The organism is Pseudooceanicola nanhaiensis DSM 18065, assembly GCF_000688295.1.
Lineage (GTDB): Bacteria > Pseudomonadota > Alphaproteobacteria > Rhodobacterales > Rhodobacteraceae > Pseudooceanicola > Pseudooceanicola nanhaiensis.
Map to the genome: position 1 here is coordinate 667,747 of NZ_JHZF01000011.1, position 18,005 is coordinate 685,751.

Sequence of the window (18,005 nt, forward strand, 5' to 3'; positions counted from 1 at the left end):
TCATTTCCTCAGCCCCATCTTCTGTCCGATGAATTCCGGCCGCGGCAGATGCGCCTGCTCGGCCATGATCGCCTCGAGCGCGGACATGATCTGCGGCGGGTAGGGCGCGACGCGTGGGCCCGTCTGGTCGATGTGGAGCGAAAGCTCCTCGCCGGTGGCCGCGACCCAGCCGTCGGAATGGATCAGCTCCTGCACGTAGTGGAAGCTCTTCGGGCCCACGTCGAGCATCTGGAAGGCGCAGCGCACCCGGTCGCCCAGCTTCAGCTCGCGCAGGTAGCGCACCCGGAACTCGCCCGAGAAGGTCGTGTGCCGGTGCGCCCGGCGGTATTCGTTGCCGAAGCCGATGCGGCGGTAGACATGGGAGGAGCCCTTGTCGAAGAGCACCCCGTAATAGGCCATGTTCATGTGCCCGTTGTGGTCGATCCACTCGGGACGCACCTCCATCGGGTCGGAGAGGTATTTTCCGTCGAGCTGCGCCTCGGTCATTTCGGTTTGCGCTCTTCCACCGGCAGGCCCGCCCGCTTCCAGTCGCCGAACCCGCCCGTCAGGCTCGCGGCCTTCAGGCCCATCTCCTGCGCGACCTGCGTCGCCAGCAGCGACCGCCAGCCCGAGGCGCAGTAGAAGACGAAGGTCTTGTCCTCGGCGAACCATGGCTTGTGGTAGGGGCTTTCCGGGTCGATCCAGAATTCGAGCATCCCCCGGGGGGCGTGTTTCGCGCCGGGGATGAAGCCCTCGCGCTCGAGCTCGCGGACATCGCGGATGTCGACGAAGACGACATCCGCGTCCTGTGTCATCGGCTGCGCCTCGGTGTGCGAGACCGAGCGCACCTCCGCCTCGGCCCGTGCCATGAGTTCCTTGATTCCGACGGCCATCCGCGCCTCCCTCTGCTGGTTCCGGCGGAAGGTGCCGCGTGGGGCGGGGAAGGGCAAGGGGCCGGGCGGCGGTTTCGGGTCTGTGGCGGAGGGGGAGGTTTCTCGCGCAGGGCGGGGTTCACCCTGCCGTCCGCCCCCGGGCAAGCGCCGGCCCGTGGGATGGCGCTCGCCCCGATTGGACGGGAGCGATTTATGGTGCCAAGCACATTCCCCGCTCAGGGGTCGCGGCCAACGTCGACAAAGCGCCAGCCCGCGGGGACGGGCCGGCGCTTGCCCGGCGGCCTTCGGCCTTGTTCCGGGCATTGGTCACATGATTGGCGGTGCAAGGGGCGGGTGTGATCGCGGGATCGCCGGATCGCTGCCGCAGGCCGGGATCAAGCCCGGCACCACCGTTCCCCCGGACCTTAAAGCCCGAGCTTCTCGCTCACCATCTGGTTCACCGCCGCCGGGTTCGCCTTGCCGCCCGTGGCCTTCATCACCTGACCCACGAACCAGCCCGCGAGTTTCGGGTTCTGCTTCGCCTTCTCGACCTGCGCCGGGTTGGCCGCGATCACCTCGTCGACGGCCGCCTCGATGGCGCCGGTGTCGGTGACCTGGCGCATGCCCTCGGTTTCGACGATCTCTTCCGGGTCGCGCCCGGAAGTATAGGCGATTTCAAAGACATCCTTGGCGATCTTGCCGCTGATGTCGCCTTTCGAGATCAGCCCCACGATCTTGCCCAGCATCTCGGGCGCGATCGGGCTCTCGGTAATGTCGTGGTCTTCCTTCTTCAGCCGTCCGAAAAGCTCGTTGATGACCCAGTTCGCCGCCAGCTTGCCGTCGCGCCCTTCGGCCACCTTCTCGAAGAAGGCGGCATTCTCGGCCTCGGCGGTCAGCACGCCCGCGTCATATTCGGACAGGCCGAAATCCTTGACGAAGCGCGCCTTCTTCTCGTCCGGCAGTTCGGGGAGCGCGGCTGCGATCTCGTCGACCCAGGCCTGTTCGATCTCGAGCGGCAGGAGGTCCGGATCGGGGAAGTAGCGGTAGTCCTGTGCCTCCTCCTTCGACCGCATCGAGCGCGTCTCGCCCTTGTCCGGGTCATAGAGCCGCGTCTCCTGGTCGACCTTGCCGCCTGCCTCGAGGATCGCGATCTGGCGTTTCGCTTCGTAATCAATGGCTTGCTGGATGAACCTCATGGAGTTCATGTTCTTGATCTCGCACCGGGTGCCAAGGTGCGCGAAGTCCTGCGTCTCCTGGTACTTCTCGTATTGCCCGACCCGGCAGACCGAGACGTTCACGTCCGCCCGCAGGTTGCCGTTCTGCATGTTGCCGTCGCAGGTGCCGAGGTAGCGCAGGATCTGGCGCAGCTTCGCCATGTAGGCCGCGGCTTCCTCGGGCCCCCGGATGTCGGGGCGCGAGACGATCTCCATCAGCGGCACGCCGGTCCGGTTGAAATCCATGAAGGACATGTTCGGGTCCATGTCGTGGATCGACTTGCCGGCGTCCTGTTCGATGTGGATGCGCTCCACGCGGACCAGCCGGGCCACGCCCGGGCCCATGTCGACCAGGATTTCCCCTTCGCCGACAATGGGATGGTAGAGCTGGCTGATCTGGTAGCCCTGCGGGTTGTCCGGGTAGAAGTAGTTCTTGCGGTCGAAGGCCGAGACCAGGTTGATCTGCGCCTTCAGCCCCAGCCCGGTGCGGACCGCCTGTTCCACGCAGAACGCGTTGATCACCGGCAGCATGCCGGGCATCGCCGCGTCCACGAAGGAGACATTGGCGTTCGGCTCGGCGCCGAATTCGGTCGAGGCGCCCGAGAAGAGCTTGGCCCGCGAGGACACCTGCGCGTGCACCTCCATGCCGATCACCAGCTCCCAGTCGTGCTTGGCGCCGGCGATGACCTTGGGTTTCGGTGTCTCGTAGCTGAGATCCAGCATGGCCCGTCCTTTCCGCGTTGGAACAGAGCGCGTTCTAGGACAGGCCGGGAGAGGGGGCAAGAGCCTCAGGCCGGGGTCTGCAGCTCAAGCCCGCGCGGCGAGAAGGTGACCGTCCGGCCCGAGGACAGCTCTTCGCGGAAATGGCGCGAGATCAGGGTGCGGGCGAGCGCCTCGCCATCCTCGGCCAGCGCCTCGATATCGGGCATGGGATGGAACGGGGATTGCTGGGCCTCGGCCCAGTGGCGGGGATGCAGTTCGCGCAGGTGCCCGCGCACGATGCCGTCAAAGGCGGCGTTGATGCTGGCGCGTTTGCGGGCCGCAGTGGGGCTGAGGTCGTCCGACGCGCTGGTCGGGTCCATCGCCACGGCCGCATGGGCCGCCATGAGGTTCACGACATGCTGCGTCCCGCGCCGATCGAGAATGTCCGCCATGCCTTCGAGGTAGCGGTCGATGTCCAGCCGTTCGGCCGCATTGGGCACGGCGCGCAGCACGTCGAACCAGACCCAGGTGTAGCCGCCTTCGCCCCAGATGTCGCCGACACGTTCGGCCGTCTCGTGCGCGCGGTCGTCGATCCGGTCGAAACTGCCGTACCAGCGGGGCAGGAGGCGGAGGCCGAACCGGCGCATATGGGACGAATTGTCGGGATCGAGGTCGATGAGGTCCTCGAAATCGTCCGACACCCGGTCCGGCGCATCTGGCGCGGCCAGCAGCAGGTCGCAGCGCGCCTCGGCCATGAGGGGGCTGCCCAGCTCGACCGCGCAATAGGCGTCGAGGATCTCGGCCGCGCGGGCGAAATGGTGGCGGAAGACCTTGTTGTCGAGCGCGGGGCGCGTCGACGGGTGACCATTGCCGAGCGCGGCAAGGCCGATGTCCATATGCGCCTGCGCCACGACCACGGCCACGCCCCAGCACTCCGGGCAATCCTCCAGCGCCTCTTCCAGCGCGAGGATGACGTGGTTGTCGGGCATCTTGCCGCCCGCGAAGGCGCCCCGCGCGGCCTGCACGAAATCCTCGCGCGCGCCCTGCGACAGCAGCGTGGCGGTCGCGATTCCCTCCGAGGTCTTCTCGCGCGCGACATCGGTATCGCGGATCAGCTGGCCCAGTTCCTCCCACTGGTCCTGGCGGACGAGGAAGAGACCCTTGCCGAGGAAGGTCTGCCGCAGGTGGTCTTCCTGCCCGAGCGACTGCACCGGCAGGATGAGCCCGCGGTCCCGGTCATGGCTGGGCTTTCGGCCGCGCGACAGGCTCATGGCGTATTGCGCCGCGCCGACCGCGTCGGTCTGGCTGCGCGATGCCGGCTTCGGGGCACGGGCGTCCTTTTCCGGAGCCTCGGACCGCCGCGTCTTGTCGAGGCGAGAGGCGATCATGTCGGGAAGTTTGGCAATGCCGCGCATCGAAGGCTCCGGTCAGGTCTGTCTGTGACCGCAGCGTGACGCCGCAAAACGGCCAGATCGTGACCGCTTTCAGGAGATAAGGCGGAAGTTTGTGACCCCGCGAAATCGGCGGGAAAACGCCGCCCGGTTGTGGCCGGGCGGCGCAGTTCTGGTGGCAAGCCCGCATTTGAAGGGCTTTGAGGGGCCGCTCGGGCCCGCGCCGTTCAGGCGGCTTTCCGCTCGTGCGTGCCTTCCGCGATCTCTTCCGCGACTTTCGCCACGAAAGCGTCAAGATCGTCGGGCTTCCGGCTGGTCACGATGCCGTTCTCGCAGGCCACTTCGGTGTCCACCCACTTCCCGCCGGCGTTCTCGACGTCGCGGCGGATGGAAGGATACGAGGTCACTTCGCGACCGCGCACGGCGTCGGCCTCGATCAGCAGCCAGGGCGCATGGCAGATGGCGCCGATGGCCTTGCCCGCCGAAATGAAGCTCTTGATGAGCCCCATGGCGGTCTCGTCCACGCGCAGCAGGTCGGGGTTGATCTGGCCGCCCGGCAGGACGAGCGCGTCGTAATCGCCCTCGCTCACATCGGAAAGCTTGGCATCGACAGGGACTTCCTCGCCCCAGTCGTCTTCTTCCCAGCCCTTGATCGGCTGGCCGCTCGGGCTGGCGACGTGGACGGTCGCGCCCATCTCGCGCAGCTTGTCACGGGGAACCTCCAGCTCCGATTGCTCGAAACCGTTGGTGGCGATGATAAGGATCTTCTTGTCGCTGATATCCGGCATTTCAGCCTCCTTTCGTTTCGGAGGGTCAACGGACAGCCCCCGCCGCCCGTTCCGTCACCGAAAGGGGATCAGCGCCCTCCCGCCACGTCAACGAGGGTGCGGGTGACGTAGGAGGCGCCGTCGGACAGGAGCCACAGGATCGCGCTCGCCACTTCCTCGGCGCTCCCGGTGCGCTTCATCGGGACGTTGTGCGCCAGACGGCGCGCCCGGTCGGGCTCTCCACCCTTGCCGTGGATGTCGGTGTCGATCAGGCCGGGGCGGACGGCGTTCACGCGGATCCCCTCCGCGGCCAGTTCGTCGGCGAGGCCCAGGGTGAAGCTGTCGATCGCGCCCTTCGAGGCCGCGTAATCGAGGAACTGGTTCCCGGACCCGAGCCGTGCTGCGACCGAGGAGGTGTTCACGATCGCGCCGCCCGCGCCGTGGCGGCGCATCAGCTCCACCGCGCCGCGGGCCACCAGGATGGCCGAGACCACGTTGATCGCGAACATGCGCGTCAGGCGGGCGGGCGTCATCTCCATGATCGTCGCGGTCGCGTCCACCACGCCCGCGTTGTTCACCAGATCGAGCGGCAGGTCCGGGTCGGCCAGCGCCGCGGCCTCGGCGATCATCGGGGCGACGCTGTCGGGATCCGCGAGGTCGGCCTGCAGCAGGTGCACCTCGGCACCCTTCGCGCGGGCCTCCTCGGCCACCTGCGCGGCGCCGTCGCGGTTGCCGCCGTAATGCAGCAGGACGGTCAGGCCGGGCCGGGCGGCCATCCGCACGACCGCGGCGCCGATGCCGGAGGATCCGCCGGTGACGAACAGGGTGCGGGGCTCAGGCATCGAGGATCCGCCCGATCATCTCGGCGGTGTCGCGGCTCAGGTCCTTCTTCGCCATGATCCGTTCGAGCGCCTCTCGGATCAGCGCCTGCCGGTCGGCGTCATAGCGCCGCCACGTCTGGAAGGCCGAACACATCCGCGCCGTGGTCTGCGGGTTCAGGGCGTCGAGCTCGATCAGCCAGTCGGCCATCAGCCGGTAGCCATCGCCGCTGTCGTGATGGAACCCCGCCTGGTTCATCGCGAAGGCCCCGAAGACCGCGCGGAAGCGGTTGGGGTTCTTCATGGTGAAGGCCGGGTGCCGCGTCAGCCGTTCGACGGTCGCGGCGGTGTCCCCGGGTTCGGCATGGGCGACCTGCAGCGAGAACCACTTGTCCATGACGAGCCGGTCGTCCTTCCACTGCGCCTCGAAGGCCTTCAGCGCCTCCTCGCCCGCGCCGGCGGTCAGCAGGGCGGAAAGGGCCGCCAGTTGCTGGGTCATGTTGTCCGCCGTGTCGTATTGCGTCTGCGCCAGCGCGCCGCCGTCCCGGCGCGACAGCAGCATGAGCGCGGTGTTCGCCAGCGCACGGGAGGCGGCGGCATCGGCATCCGGGCGGTAGGGGCCGGGGACCTGGTGCGCCGCGTAGGCCGCGCGGAGCTGGTCCTCCAGCGCCTCGGCCATCGCGTCGCGCATCCGTTCGCGGACCGCGTGGATCGCCTGCGGGTCGGGCACGAGCCCCGCATCCACCTGCGCCTGCGCGAGGTCGTCCTCCGACGGCAGGGCCAGCACGAGCGCGACGAAGGCCGGGTCGAGGCTCTCGTCCGCCAGCGTCGAGGAGAGCGCCCCGAGGAACGCCTTGTCCGGCGCCGCGCCCTCGTTCAGCATCCTCAGCAGGACGTCGCGGGCAAGCGCCCGGCCGGCTTCCCACTTGCAGAACGGGTCGGTGTCATGGGCGAGCAGGAAGGCGCGTTCGGCATTGTCCGTCTCGCGGTCGAGGATCACCGGGGCGGAGAAGCCGCGCAGGATCGACGGCACGGGTTTCGCGGCGAGCCCCTCGAAGGTGAAGCTCTGCTCCGCCTCGGTCAGCTCCAGCAGGGTCGTCTCCTGCACCTCGTCGCCGTTCGGACCGAGCAGGCCGACGGCGATCGGGATGACGCGCGGATCCTTCACCGGCTGGCCCGGGGTGGGCGGCGTCGACTGGCGGAAGGTGAGGGTGTAGGTGCCATCCTCCCACGCCTCGTCGACCGACACGCGCGGCGTGCCGGCCTGGCTGTACCACCGCTTGAACTGCGACAGGTCCCGCCCGGTCGTGTCCTCGAAGACCTTGAGCCAGTCCTCGATCGTCGCCGCATCGCCGTCGTGACGCTCGAAATAGAGGTCGAGCGCCTTGGCATAGGCCTCGTCGCCGACAAGCCGCTTGAGCATGCCGATCACCTCGGCGCCCTTCTCGTAGACGGTCGCGGTGTAGAAATTGTTGATCTCGACGAAGCTCTCGGGCCGGACCGGGTGCGCCAGCGGGCCGTTGTCCTCGCGGAACTGCCGGCCGCGCAGGTCGATCACGTCGGTGATCCGCTTCACCGGTTCCGAGCGCATGTCGGCGGTGAACTGGGCGTCGCGGAAGACGGTCAGACCCTCCTTGAGGCACAGCTGGAACCAGTCGCGGCAGGTGATCCGGTTGCCGGTCCAGTTGTGGAAATACTCATGCGCGATGATCGCCTCGATCCGCTCGAAATTGGCGTCGGTCGAGGTCTCGGGCGAGGCCAGCACGGCGGCGGAGTTGAAGATGTTCAGCCCCTTGTTCTCCATCGCGCCCATGTTGAAATCGTCGACCGCCACGATGTTGAAGATGTCGAGGTCGTATTCCCGGCCATAGACCTCCTCGTCCCATTTCATCGACTTCTTCAGGCTCTCCATCGCGAAGGCGCATTTGCCCTCGTCGCCGGGGCGGACCCAGACGTTGAGCTCGACGTCCTTGCCGGATCTCGTCGTGAAGCTGCCGGAATGGTTCACCAGCTCGCCCGCGACCAGCGCGAAGAGATAGGCGGGCTTCGGCCAGGGATCGTGCCATTCGGCGAACCCCGCGCCCGAGGCGCCCGGGTTGCCGTTCGACAGCATGACGGGCAGCTCGCTCTCGATCCGGACGGTGAAGACGGCCATCACGTCGGGGCGGTCGGGGTAATAGGTGATCTTGCGGAAGCCCTCCGCCTCGCACTGGGTGCAATACATGCCGTTCGACATGTAGAGCCCCTCCAGCGCGGTGTTCCGCGCGGGCGCGATCTCGACCTCGGCCTCCCATGTGAAGGGGGCGTCGGGCACCTCGCAGGTCAGGCCCTCGTCGGTCACCGCGGGGGTGACGGCCTGGCCGTCCACGGAGGCCGAGACGAGCTTCAGCTCTTCGCCATGCAGGAAGAAGTCGCGGGACGCGGTCCCGGGGTTCGGCGTGAAACGGATGCGGCTCTTCACCCGCGTGGCCTCGGGCGCGAGCACGAAGGTCAGCTCGACGCGCTCCACGAGATAGGCGGGCGGGGCGTAATCCTTCAGGTAGATGGTCCGACCGTCCACGTCCTTCATCGCCGCCTCCTGTTCGCTGCGCGCCCATTGCTGGGGCAGGGGGCGCGGAAATGCAAGGGCGCCCGGCTGAAACCGCGGAGGGGGGTCGGGCGTTGTCCTTGCAAGCCAAAGCCAAGGAGGCCCCAATGTCCGCCCCGCAAACCAATATCGAGAAGCAGGAACGCCGTCACGCCGCCCCGATCTGGGGGATCATCCTCGCGGTGATCTTCGGCGTCTTCGTCGGCGCCTTCCTGTCGACCAGCACCGCCTTCTTCGGCGCCGACGAGCCCGAAGGCGCCGAAACCCAGGTGGACGGCCGGACCGGCGCCGCCGAACCGGCCGACTGAGCCCTCAGCGCGGCAGGATCCGCGCGACGGCTGCCAGTTTCGCAAGGGTCTCGTAGCCCTTTTCCAGCGCGCCGAACGCCATTGCGTCGGCGCGTTTCATGTCCTTGAAGGTCAGGCGCATGGTGATCCGGGTGCCGGTCCCCTCGGGGGTGAACTCCACCTCCACATCGGCATGGTGGCGCATGTCCTCGAAGCCCGACAGGCGATAGGTCAGCCGTTTCCCGGGCTCCATCTCGCCGAATTCGTGCAGGTTCGGGAAGCGCTGGCCTTCGCCCACCATCGTGAACCGCCAGCGCCCGCCGGGGCGGATGTCGATCTCTTCGGTCTCGCAATGATAGCCGTCCGGGCCGAACCATTTCGGCAGCAGCTCCGGGTCCGTCCAGGCCTTCCAGACCAGGTCGGGCGGCGCATCGATGTGGCGGGTGATGCGGATCTCGCGCTCGGGATCGGGGCCGCGGAGGGCCGCCGCCGACGCGCCGAGCTGGCCCGCCACGGTGCCCCAGCCCTCGAAGAAGCCCATCTCCTCATGGCGCCGTGCGGCCTCCTCGCTCCGGTGCCGGACGGTCACGTCATACCGGGTGTCGTCGCCCGCGTCGGAGAACTCGATGATCGCGGTCATGAACGGCTCGGGGTTCGGCTTCCAGCCGGGAGCATAGGTGTCGGTGAAGACGAAACGCCGCGCGGGGATCGCCTCGAGCACCACGCCGGGTTCCTTCATGACGGTGCCCTCCACCTCCATCTCGACGCAGAAGATGCCGCCCGGGCGGAGGTCGATCTCGGCCGACAGGGCCCTGTGCGGCTTCGGCATGAACCAGAGCGGGATCAGCGCCGGATCGGTCCAGCAGGCCCAGACGAGATCGCGGGAGGCCGGCAGGACGCGGGAGAAATGCAGGTCGGTGGACATTCGATACCTCTTTCAAGTGTCGGTGGGTGTCTGTCTGGCCAGCCCCAGCACCAGCGCGTCGAGCCGGTCGAGCCGCCCGGCCCAGAGCGCGCGCTGCGCGTCGAGCCAGTCGATCGCCGGGGCGAAGCCCTGCGGGTTGAGCGCGCAGGAGCGCACCCGGCCCGCCTTGGACGTCTCGATCAGCCCCGCCGCCTCGAGCTTGCCGAGATGCCCCATGAACGACGGCAGGGCCATGTCGAACGGGGCGGCCAGTTCGCTGACGCTGGCAGGGCCCTCGGCCAGCCGGGTCAGGATCGCCCGCCGCGTCGGATCGCCGAGCGCGGTGAAGAGATGGTCGAGAGAGGGGTCATGCTTAGCCATGTGCCTAAGTAATCCGCCGGCTTCCCTTCGGTCAAGAGATATTCAGGCAGAAGCCTAAGTAACGCCCGCGTTCCGCTGGCCGGACCGATGCCCCAGGGGCGCGGTCCGGTGGCGACCTCCACAGGACGGCGCGCGCCGCGGTCGTGGAGGATCGCCGCGCGCGGCGATGCCTCCGGCGGGGATATTTGCGGCAAGAGGAAGCGGGCGACCGCCCCGGGAGGCGGCGCGGGCGCTTGTGGGTGCGGGGCGGGGCTTGTAGCGTGGCCGGGATCACGAAGGAGGAGCCGCATGGTCGATAGGATCGAGGTCGAAGGGTTGCAGGTCGCGGCGGAGCTTCACCGGTTCCTCGCCGAAGAGGCGCTGCCGGGCACGGGCGTGGCGGCGGACGATTTCTGGCGCGGTTTCGCCGCCATCGTCGCCGAACTGGGCCCGCGGAACCGGGCGCTCCTGGAAACGCGCGAGGCGCTCCAGCAGAAGATCGACGCCTGGCACCAGCAGCGCCGGGGCGAGGCCCACGACCCGGCCGCCTATCGCGCCTTCCTCGAGGAGATCGGCTATCTCGTCCCCGAGGGCGGGGATTTCACCATCGAGACCGGGAACATCGACCCCGAGATCGCCCGCATCGCCGGGCCGCAGCTCGTGGTGCCGGTGACCAATGCGCGCTACGCGCTGAACGCGGCGAACGCCCGCTGGGGCTCGCTCTACGATGCGCTCTACGGGACCGACGTGCTGGGCTCGCTGCCGCATGGCGGCGGCTACGACGCGGCGCGCGGCGCGCAGGTGATCGCCTGGGCCAAGGCGCATCTCGACGCGGCGGTGCCGCTCGCCAAGGGGTCGTGGAGCGATGCCAAGGGCCTCTCGATCAACAATGGCGGGCTGGCGGTGACCACCGAGGCGGGGCCGGTCGGGCTCAGGGACAGCGCGCAGTTCATCGGCTGGCGCGAGGAGGACCAGGCGCCGCTCTGCGTGATGCTGCGCAGGAACGGGCTCCTGATCGAGGTGGTGGTCGATCACGACACCCCCGTCGGCCGGACCGATCCGGCGGGCATTTCGGACGTGCGGCTCGAGAGCGCCGTCTCGGCGATCATGGATTGCGAGGACAGCGTCGCCGCGGTCGATGCGGCCGAGAAGGTCGGCGCCTACCGCAACTGGCTGGGCCTGATGAAGGGCGACCTGTCCGAGACCGTGGAGAAGGGCGGAAAGAGCTTCACCCGCCGGCTGGCGAAGGACCGCGAGTTCACCCTGCCGGACGGAGAGATCCTGCGCGTGAAGACCCGCGCGCTGATGCTGGTGCGCAACGTCGGCCACCTGATGACCAACCCCGCGATCCTCGACGCCGAGGGCAACGAGGTCTTCGAGGGTCTGATGGACGCCGCGATCACCACCCTGATCGGGATCCACGACCTGACGAAATCGGGTGGGGACCGCAATTCGGTCGAGGGGTCGGTCTACGTGGTGAAGCCCAAGATGCACGGGCCCGAGGAAGTGGCCTTCGCGGACGAGCTCTTCTCCCGCGTCGAGGCGATGCTGGGGCTCAGGCCCTACACGGTGAAACTGGGGATCATGGACGAGGAGCGGCGCACCTCGGTCAACCTCGGGGAATGCATCCGCGCCGCGAAGCACCGGGTGGCCTTCATCAACACCGGCTTCCTCGACCGGACGGGCGACGAGATCCACACCAGCATGGAGGCCGGGCCCTTCCTGCCGAAGGGCGAGATGAAATCGACCGCCTGGATCGCGGCCTACGAGGATCGCAACGTCGACATCGGGCTTGCCTGCGGGCTGAAGGGGCGCGCGCAGATCGGCAAGGGGATGTGGGCGATGCCCGACCGCATGGCCGAGATGCTGGAGGCCAAGATCGGCCATCCTCAGGCCGGGGCGAGCTGCGCCTGGGTGCCGTCGCCGACCGCCGCCACGCTGCACGCGACGCATTACCACAAGGTCGACGTGGCCGCCCGGCAGGCCGAGATCGCCAGGGGCGGGCCGCGCGGCACGCTGGACGATCTTCTGACGATCCCGCTGCTCTCGGGCCGCAACCTGCGCGACGAGGAGGTCGCCCGCGAGGTCGAGAACAACGCCCAAGGGATCCTCGGCTACGTGGTCCGCTGGGTCGACCAGGGGGTCGGGTGCTCCAAGGTGCCCGACATCAACGACGTGGGCCTGATGGAGGACCGCGCGACCTGCCGGATCTCGTCGCAGGCGCTGGCCAACTGGCTGCATCACGGGGTGGTGGACGAGCAGCAGGTGATGGCCGCGATGCGCAAGATGGCCGAGGTGGTCGACCGCCAGAACGCCGACGATCCGGCCTATCGCCCGATGGCGCCCGATTTCGACGGCTTCGCCTTCCAGGCGGCCTGCGACCTTGTCTTCAGGGGCCGGATGCAGCCCTCGGGCTATACGGAGCCGGTGCTGCACCGGCGCCGGCTCGAGATGAAGGCGGCGCGCTAAGGCCCCGCGCGGACCAGCGGGCCGAAGCGCGCCCTGCGCGGACCCGGCTCTCTGCCCATTCGGCGGGCAGGCGCGCGCACTCTGCGCTGACGCACATGGTTGCCTGTTTATCTGGCGCCATGTGCACGTTACATTGGCGGAACCGCAATCGAGCAGGATTCATCATGTCGCGCCCCCGTGTCGGGATCATCACGAACCAGAACGTCGTCGACAACCAGTACCGGACCCATTCAGGCGGGGTGATGAACACCCAGGCCGTGGCCGAGGTATCGGGCTGCATGCCGCTGCTGATCCCCGCCGATCCGCGCTTCGTCTCGGTCGAGGAACTGCTGGAGAGCTTCGATGGCTTCGTCCTGACCGGCGGGCGTCCGAACGTGCATCCCGAGGAATACGGCGAGGCCCCGACCGAGGCGCATGGCGCCTTCGACCGCAACCGCGACGCGATCACCCTGCCGCTGGTGCGGGCCTGCGTCGAGCGCGGGCAGCCCTTCCTCGGCATCTGCCGCGGGTTCCAGGAGGTCGCGGTCGCCATGGGGTCTACCCTGCACCCCGAGATCCGCGAGATCCCGGGCCGGCTGAACCACCGGATGCCGCCCGACGGCACGATCGAGGAAAAGTTCGCGCTGCGCCACAAGGTGACCTTCACCGAGGGCGGCGTGTTCCACCAGCTCATGGGCGCGCAGGAGGTGATGACCAACACGCTGCACGGGCAGGGCGTCACCCGGCCCGGCAAGCGCTTCCGGATCGACGGCTATGCCCCCGACGAGACGCCCGAAGCGGCCTATGTCGACGGGGCCAAGGGGTTCACGCTCTCGGTCCAGTGGCACCCGGAATACAACGCCGCCGCGGATCCGGTCTCGCGCCCGCTGTTCGAGTCCTTCGGCGATGCCGCCCGGGCCTGGGCCGAGGGTCGGATGGCCCGCCCCGTGCTCCAGAGCGCCTAGAGCTCCGCGTCAATCGTCGGAGGATTGCCGTCCCGGTCGCGGGGGGCCCAGTTCGCGCGTGACGCGTAAGCGCAGCACGCGCGCCTGGACCGACCGCATCGCCAGCAAGTCGCTTCCGTGGATGACGGTGTAGTCCACCGCCCGGATATGGTCGAAGGGCGAGGTCAGAACTGGCCGCCGCCGATATGGATCTCGGTCCCGTTCACGCTTTCGCTCAGCGGGTTGCAGAGCCAGAGCGCCGCGGCCGCGATCTCCTCGGGCCGGATCAGGCGCTTGTGGCGGTTCACATCGACCATCATGCCGCGCGCCTCTTCGCTGCTCGCGCCGGTCCGTTCGGCGATCGAGGCGGTGTTGCGCTCGACGATGGGGGTGTCGACATAGCCCGGGCAGATCGAATTGAACGTGTAGGGCTGGCCGAGGAAATCCTCGCCGAAGGAGCGCATCATCCCGATCACCCCGTGCTTGGAGGCGGAATAGGCACCGGCACCGGCCGAGCCCTTGATCCCGGCAATGGACGAGACCGCGATGACCCGGCCCCAATCGGTGTCGAGCATCGAGCGCAGGCTCTCGCGCACCGTGTAGAAGCAACCGTCGAGGTTGGTGGCCATGATCTTCCGCCAGAAGGCGCCGTCGGTCTTGTGCAGCTTGCGGCCCTCGGCGATGCCGGCATTGGCCACGCAGACCTGCACCGGGCCGCGCGCCTCGACCGCGGCGGCGGTCACGTCGCGGACCTGCGCCTCGTCGGTGACGTCCATCACCATGGGGAACATGCCGTCTTCGGCCACGTCCTCCAGCACCTCCAGCCGGCGTCCGGTGATCGTGACCTTCGCGCCTTCGGCCACGAGGGCCCGCGCAATGGCCAGCCCGATGCCGGTGCCGCCGCCGGTGACGATCGCGTGCTTGCCTTCGAGATACATGACATCCTCCTCTTTCAGCGCCAACTTATCCGCTGTGCCCCGAGAGGCAAGGCGGCGAATGGGCATGGCAGGGGGAGGGCAGGCAGGCTAGGGTGAGGCCATGCGCAAGTGGATCGACATACCTCCGGTCTGGCTCCTCGGGGCGCTGTGCCTCGCCTGGGCGCAGGCGCAGTACCTGTCGCTGGGGCTGGGCTTCGGCACGACGTGGGGCCGCTTCCTGGGCGGGCTCCTGGTCGGGGGCGGGCTGGTCCTGATCCTGCTGGCCGCGTCCGAGATGCGGCGGCAGCGGACGACGATCCTGCCCCGGCAGCAGGCCGCGCGGCTGGTGCAGTCGGGCATCTTCAGCCGGACGCGCAACCCGATCTACCTGGGCGACACGCTGATCCTCGCGGGCATGATCTTGTATTGGGGGGCGGTGCTATCGCTACCATTGGTGCCGATCTTCCTCTGGGTCATTGAAAAACGCTTCGTCCTGCCCGAAGAAGATCACCTGAGGAGGAAATTCCGCGCCGATTACGCCCGCTACAGCCTCAAGGTGCGGAGATGGGTTTGACACCATGCGCAAGAACGTGCATCCCGTCCGATGAGAATGCGCAACAATATTGCGCGATGCAGAATTAACGGCTGCGCCGGGCACCGACCCCCGGTGCGGCATTGCCTTTGTCCTGAAGGGAGAAGACAGACGTGAAGATCGGAACGCCAAAGGAAGTGTTCGAAGGGGAGGCGCGGGTCGCGATGACCCCGGATTCCGCCCTCCAGCTTCAGAAGCTGGGCCACGAATGCTTCATCGAAACCGGCGCCGGCGTCAGGGCCGGGTTCCTTGATTCCGCCTATGAAGAGGCCGGAGTGACCGTGCTGGACAGCGCCGCCGCCCTCTGGGAGACGGCGGACATCATCGCCAAGGTGCGCCCGCCCTCGGACGAGGAAGCCGGACGCCTCACCGCGGACAAGACGCTGATCTCGTTCTTCTACCCGGGATCGAACGAAGCGCTGATGGAGCTCTGCAAGTCCAAGGGCGCCAGCGTCATCGCGATGGACATGGTGCCCCGCATCAGCCGCGCGCAGAAGATGGACGCGCTGTCCTCGATGGCCAATATCGCGGGCTACCGCGCGGTGATCGAGGCCGGCAACAACTTCGGCCGCTTCTTCACCGGCCAGGTGACCGCCGCGGGCAAGGTGCCTCCGGCCAAGGTGCTGATCGTCGGCGCCGGGGTCGCGGGTCTGGCCGCGATCGGCACCTCGACGTCGCTGGGCGCGATCACCTACGCCTTCGACGTGCGGCCCGAAGTGGCCGAGCAGATCGAGTCGATGGGCGCCGAGTTCGTCTATCTCGACTTCGAGGAGGCGGCGCAGGACGGCGCGGCCACCGGCGGCTACGCGGCGCCCTCCAGCCCCGAGTTCCGCGAGGCCCAGCTCAAGAAGTTCCGCGAGCTGGCGCCCGACATCGACATCGTCATCACCACCGCCCTCATCCCGAACCGGCCCGCGCCGGTGCTCTGGACCAGGGACATGGTCGAGATGATGAAGCCGGGTTCGGTCATCGTGGACCTCGCCGCCGAGCGCGGCGGGAACTGCGAACTGACCAGGCCGGACGAGAAGCTCGTGACCGACAACGGCGTGACCATCGTCGGCTACACGGATTTCCCGAGCCGGATGGCGACGCAATCCTCGGCGCTCTACGCGACCAACGTGCGCCACATGCTGACGGACCTGACGCCCGAGAAGGACGGGGTGATCAACCACAACATGGAAGACGACGTGATCCGCGGCGCGACCATCGCGCACGCGGGCGAGATCACCTTCCCCCCGCCGCCTCCGAAGGTGCAGGCCATCGCGGCCCAGAAGCCCAAGGAGAAGCCGAAGGAGCTCACGCCCGAGGAACGCCGCGCCAACGAGGTCGCGGCCTTCAAGGCGCAGACCAAGCAGCAGGTCGGCCTTCTGGCCATCGGCGGCGGTCTGATCCTGCTGGCCGGTCTCTATGCGCCGGCGAGCTTCATGCAGCACTTCATCGTCTTCGTGCTGTCGGTCTTCGTCGGCTTCCAGGTGATCTGGAACGTCAGCCATTCGCTGCACACGCCGCTGATGGCCGTGACCAACGCGATCTCCTCGATCATCATCCTCGGCGCGCTGATGCAGATCGGCTCGGGGAGCTTCATCGTGATCGTGCTGGCGGCGCTGTCGGTCTTCATGGCCGGGATCAACATCTTCGGGGGTTTCCTCTTGACACGGCGCATGCTTGCCATGTTCCAGAAATCGTAAGCGGGAGGTCGAGACATGGACTTCGGTTTCACAACGGCGGCCTACGTGGTCGCGGCCGTTCTCTTCATCCTCTCGCTGGGCGGTCTGTCGGGCCAGGAGAGCGCCAAGCGGGCCGTCTGGTACGGCATCGTGGGCATGGCGCTCGCCGTGGTCGCGACGCTCGTCGGGCCGGGCAGCGGCTTCTGGCTGCTGTCGCTGATCCTGATCGCGGCCGGCGGCGCCTGCGGGGTCTACGTGGCGCAGCGCGTCCAGATGACCGAGATGCCGCAGCTGGTCGCCGCGATGCATTCGCTGGTCGGTCTCGCGGCGGTCTTCGTGGGCTACAACGCGCATATCGAGATCGGCCGGGTCGCCGCGATCATGGCCGACAACGGGATCCCCTTCCCGGTGCCGCATGAGGGCTACGCGGGCGAGCTCGCGCTGCGCTATCACGCGGTCGAGGAGGGCTTCCGCGGCTTCGCCGCCATCGTCGCGCACAAGACGGGCGTCGAGATCAACATCCTCAGGGTCGAGCTCTTCCTCGGCGTCTTCATCGGCGCGGTGACCTTCACCGGCTCGGTGATCGCCTACGGCAAGCTGGCTGGCAGGGTGACCTCGGCGGCGACCAAGCTGCCGGGCGGCCATCTCCTGAACGCGGCCGCGGCGGCGCTCTCGGTGCTCTGCCTGATCTGGTACCTGTCGTCGGGCGGTTTCTTCCCGCTCTTCATCATGACGCTCTGCGCGCTCTTCATCGGCTATCACCTGATCATGGGCATCGGCGGCGCCGACATGCCGGTGGTCGTCTCGATGCTCAACTCGTATTCGGGCTGGGCGGCGGCGGCGATCGGCTTCAGCCTCGGCAACGACCTCCTCATCGTGGTCGGTGCGCTCGTCGGCTCCTCGGGTGCGATCCTGTCCTACATCATGTGCAAGGCGATGAACCGGAGCTTCGTCTCGGTGATCCTCGGCGGCTTCGGTTCGACCGGCGGCCCGGCGATGGAGGTCGAGGGCGAGCAGGTGGCGATCGACGTCGACGGCGTGGCCCAGGCGCTCGAAGAGGCCGACAGCGTGATCATCGTGCCGGGCTACGGCATGGCGGTGGCGCAGGCGCAGCAGAACGTGGCCGAGCTGACCCGCAAGCTGCGCGGGCAGGGCAAGGAGGTGCGTTTCGCGATCCACCCCGTGGCGGGCCGTCTGCCGGGGCACATGAACGTGCTCCTGGCCGAGGCCAAGGTGCCCTATGACATCGTGCTCGAGATGGACGAGATCAACGACGATTTCCCCGATACGGACGTCGTCATCGTCATCGGCTCGAACGACATCGTGAACCCGGCGGCGCAGGACGATCCGAATTCGCCGATCGCCGGGATGCCGGTGCTCGAGGTCTGGAAGGCCAAGACCGTCTTCGTGTCCAAGCGCGGGCAGGGGACCGGCTATTCCGGCATCGAGAACCCGCTGTTCTACAAGGACAACACGCGGATGTATTACGGCGACGCGAAGGACTCGATCGGCGCGCTGCTGAACAAGCTGGGCTGAGCCGATCCCTCGGGATGAAG

The 18,005-nt window shown here is 68.0% G+C and carries 16 protein-coding genes; 6 read left to right on the forward strand and 10 right to left on the reverse strand.

Annotated elements, in window-relative coordinates:
- The 7 genes from Q344_RS0104170 to pepN form a co-directional block, all read right to left on the reverse strand.
- Positions 1–486 carry a thioesterase family protein gene (locus Q344_RS0104170; protein ID WP_028285563.1) on the reverse strand — a complete coding sequence of 162 codons (486 nt, stop codon included), beginning with the start codon at positions 484–486 and terminating at the stop codon, positions 1–3.
- Positions 483–872, reverse strand: coding sequence for a rhodanese-like domain-containing protein (locus tag Q344_RS0104175; protein ID WP_028285564.1), 390 nt, complete (start codon positions 870–872; stop codon positions 483–485). The genes Q344_RS0104170 and Q344_RS0104175 overlap by 4 nt, the downstream gene beginning before the upstream one ends.
- Before the next feature lie 404 nt (positions 873–1,276).
- Complete coding sequence (gene gatB / locus Q344_RS0104180; protein WP_028285565.1) at positions 1,277–2,788, reverse strand: Asp-tRNA(Asn)/Glu-tRNA(Gln) amidotransferase subunit GatB; 1,512 nt, start codon at positions 2,786–2,788, stop codon at positions 1,277–1,279.
- Between the two features lie 65 nt (positions 2,789–2,853).
- Positions 2,854–4,182, reverse strand: a complete 1,329-nt coding sequence (locus Q344_RS23075; protein ID WP_051630265.1) for a hypothetical protein — start codon at positions 4,180–4,182, stop codon at positions 2,854–2,856.
- Between the two features lie 203 nt (positions 4,183–4,385).
- The gene (locus Q344_RS0104190) at positions 4,386–4,946 is read right to left on the reverse strand and encodes a type 1 glutamine amidotransferase domain-containing protein (protein WP_028285566.1); all 561 of its coding nucleotides are present in this window, start codon (positions 4,944–4,946) and stop codon (positions 4,386–4,388) included.
- Between the two features lie 68 nt (positions 4,947–5,014).
- Positions 5,015–5,767: an SDR family oxidoreductase gene (locus Q344_RS0104195; RefSeq protein WP_028285567.1), complete on the reverse strand. Its 753-nt coding sequence runs from the start codon at positions 5,765–5,767 to the stop codon at positions 5,015–5,017.
- The gene (gene pepN, locus Q344_RS0104200) at positions 5,760–8,312 is read right to left on the reverse strand and encodes an aminopeptidase N (protein WP_028285568.1); all 2,553 of its coding nucleotides are present in this window, start codon (positions 8,310–8,312) and stop codon (positions 5,760–5,762) included. The genes Q344_RS0104195 and pepN overlap by 8 nt, the downstream gene beginning before the upstream one ends.
- 125 nt (positions 8,313–8,437) lie before the next feature.
- On the opposite strand from pepN, the gene Q344_RS0104205 reads away from it, so the two are divergent.
- Positions 8,438–8,638, forward strand: a complete 201-nt coding sequence (locus tag Q344_RS0104205) for a hypothetical protein (protein WP_028285569.1) — start codon at positions 8,438–8,440, stop codon at positions 8,636–8,638.
- A gap of 4 nt (positions 8,639–8,642) precedes the next feature.
- Here Q344_RS0104205 and Q344_RS26745 read toward each other — a convergent pair whose 3' ends face one another.
- Together Q344_RS26745 and Q344_RS0104215 are read right to left on the reverse strand one after the other, a co-directional pair.
- Positions 8,643–9,542 (reverse strand): SRPBCC domain-containing protein, encoded by a 900-nt coding sequence (locus tag Q344_RS26745; RefSeq protein WP_084178292.1) that lies wholly within the window; start codon positions 9,540–9,542, stop codon positions 8,643–8,645.
- Between the two features lie 12 nt (positions 9,543–9,554).
- Positions 9,555–9,902: an ArsR/SmtB family transcription factor gene (locus tag Q344_RS0104215; protein ID WP_028285570.1), complete on the reverse strand. Its 348-nt coding sequence runs from the start codon at positions 9,900–9,902 to the stop codon at positions 9,555–9,557.
- A gap of 288 nt (positions 9,903–10,190) precedes the next feature.
- Here Q344_RS0104215 and Q344_RS0104220 point away from each other — a divergent pair, with 288 nt between their 5' ends.
- The gene (locus Q344_RS0104220) at positions 10,191–12,350 is read left to right on the forward strand and encodes a malate synthase G (RefSeq protein WP_028285571.1); all 2,160 of its coding nucleotides are present in this window, start codon (positions 10,191–10,193) and stop codon (positions 12,348–12,350) included.
- A 164-nt stretch (positions 12,351–12,514) separates the two neighbouring features.
- Positions 12,515–13,294: a gamma-glutamyl-gamma-aminobutyrate hydrolase family protein gene (locus tag Q344_RS0104225; protein ID WP_028285572.1), complete on the forward strand. Its 780-nt coding sequence runs from the start codon at positions 12,515–12,517 to the stop codon at positions 13,292–13,294.
- A 164-nt stretch (positions 13,295–13,458) separates the two neighbouring features.
- Here the strand turns inward: Q344_RS0104225 and Q344_RS0104230 are convergent, their stop codons facing one another.
- On the reverse strand, positions 13,459–14,211 hold the full coding sequence (locus Q344_RS0104230) for an SDR family NAD(P)-dependent oxidoreductase (protein ID WP_028285573.1): 753 nt from the start codon (positions 14,209–14,211) through the stop codon (positions 13,459–13,461).
- Positions 14,212–14,311: 100 nt separating this feature from the next.
- Here Q344_RS0104230 and Q344_RS0104235 point away from each other — a divergent pair, with 100 nt between their 5' ends.
- The 3 genes from Q344_RS0104235 to Q344_RS0104245 all read left to right on the forward strand — a co-directional run bounded on the left by Q344_RS0104235 (position 14,312) and on the right by Q344_RS0104245 (position 17,985).
- Positions 14,312–14,764, forward strand: a complete 453-nt coding sequence (locus tag Q344_RS0104235; protein ID WP_028285574.1) for a methyltransferase family protein — start codon at positions 14,312–14,314, stop codon at positions 14,762–14,764.
- A 131-nt stretch (positions 14,765–14,895) separates the two neighbouring features.
- On the forward strand, positions 14,896–16,470 hold the full coding sequence (locus tag Q344_RS0104240; protein ID WP_028285575.1) for a Re/Si-specific NAD(P)(+) transhydrogenase subunit alpha: 1,575 nt from the start codon (positions 14,896–14,898) through the stop codon (positions 16,468–16,470).
- A gap of 15 nt (positions 16,471–16,485) precedes the next feature.
- Positions 16,486–17,985, forward strand: a complete 1,500-nt coding sequence (locus Q344_RS0104245) for an NAD(P)(+) transhydrogenase (Re/Si-specific) subunit beta (RefSeq protein ID WP_028285576.1) — start codon at positions 16,486–16,488, stop codon at positions 17,983–17,985.
- The last annotated feature ends 20 nt before the right edge of the window (positions 17,986–18,005 follow it).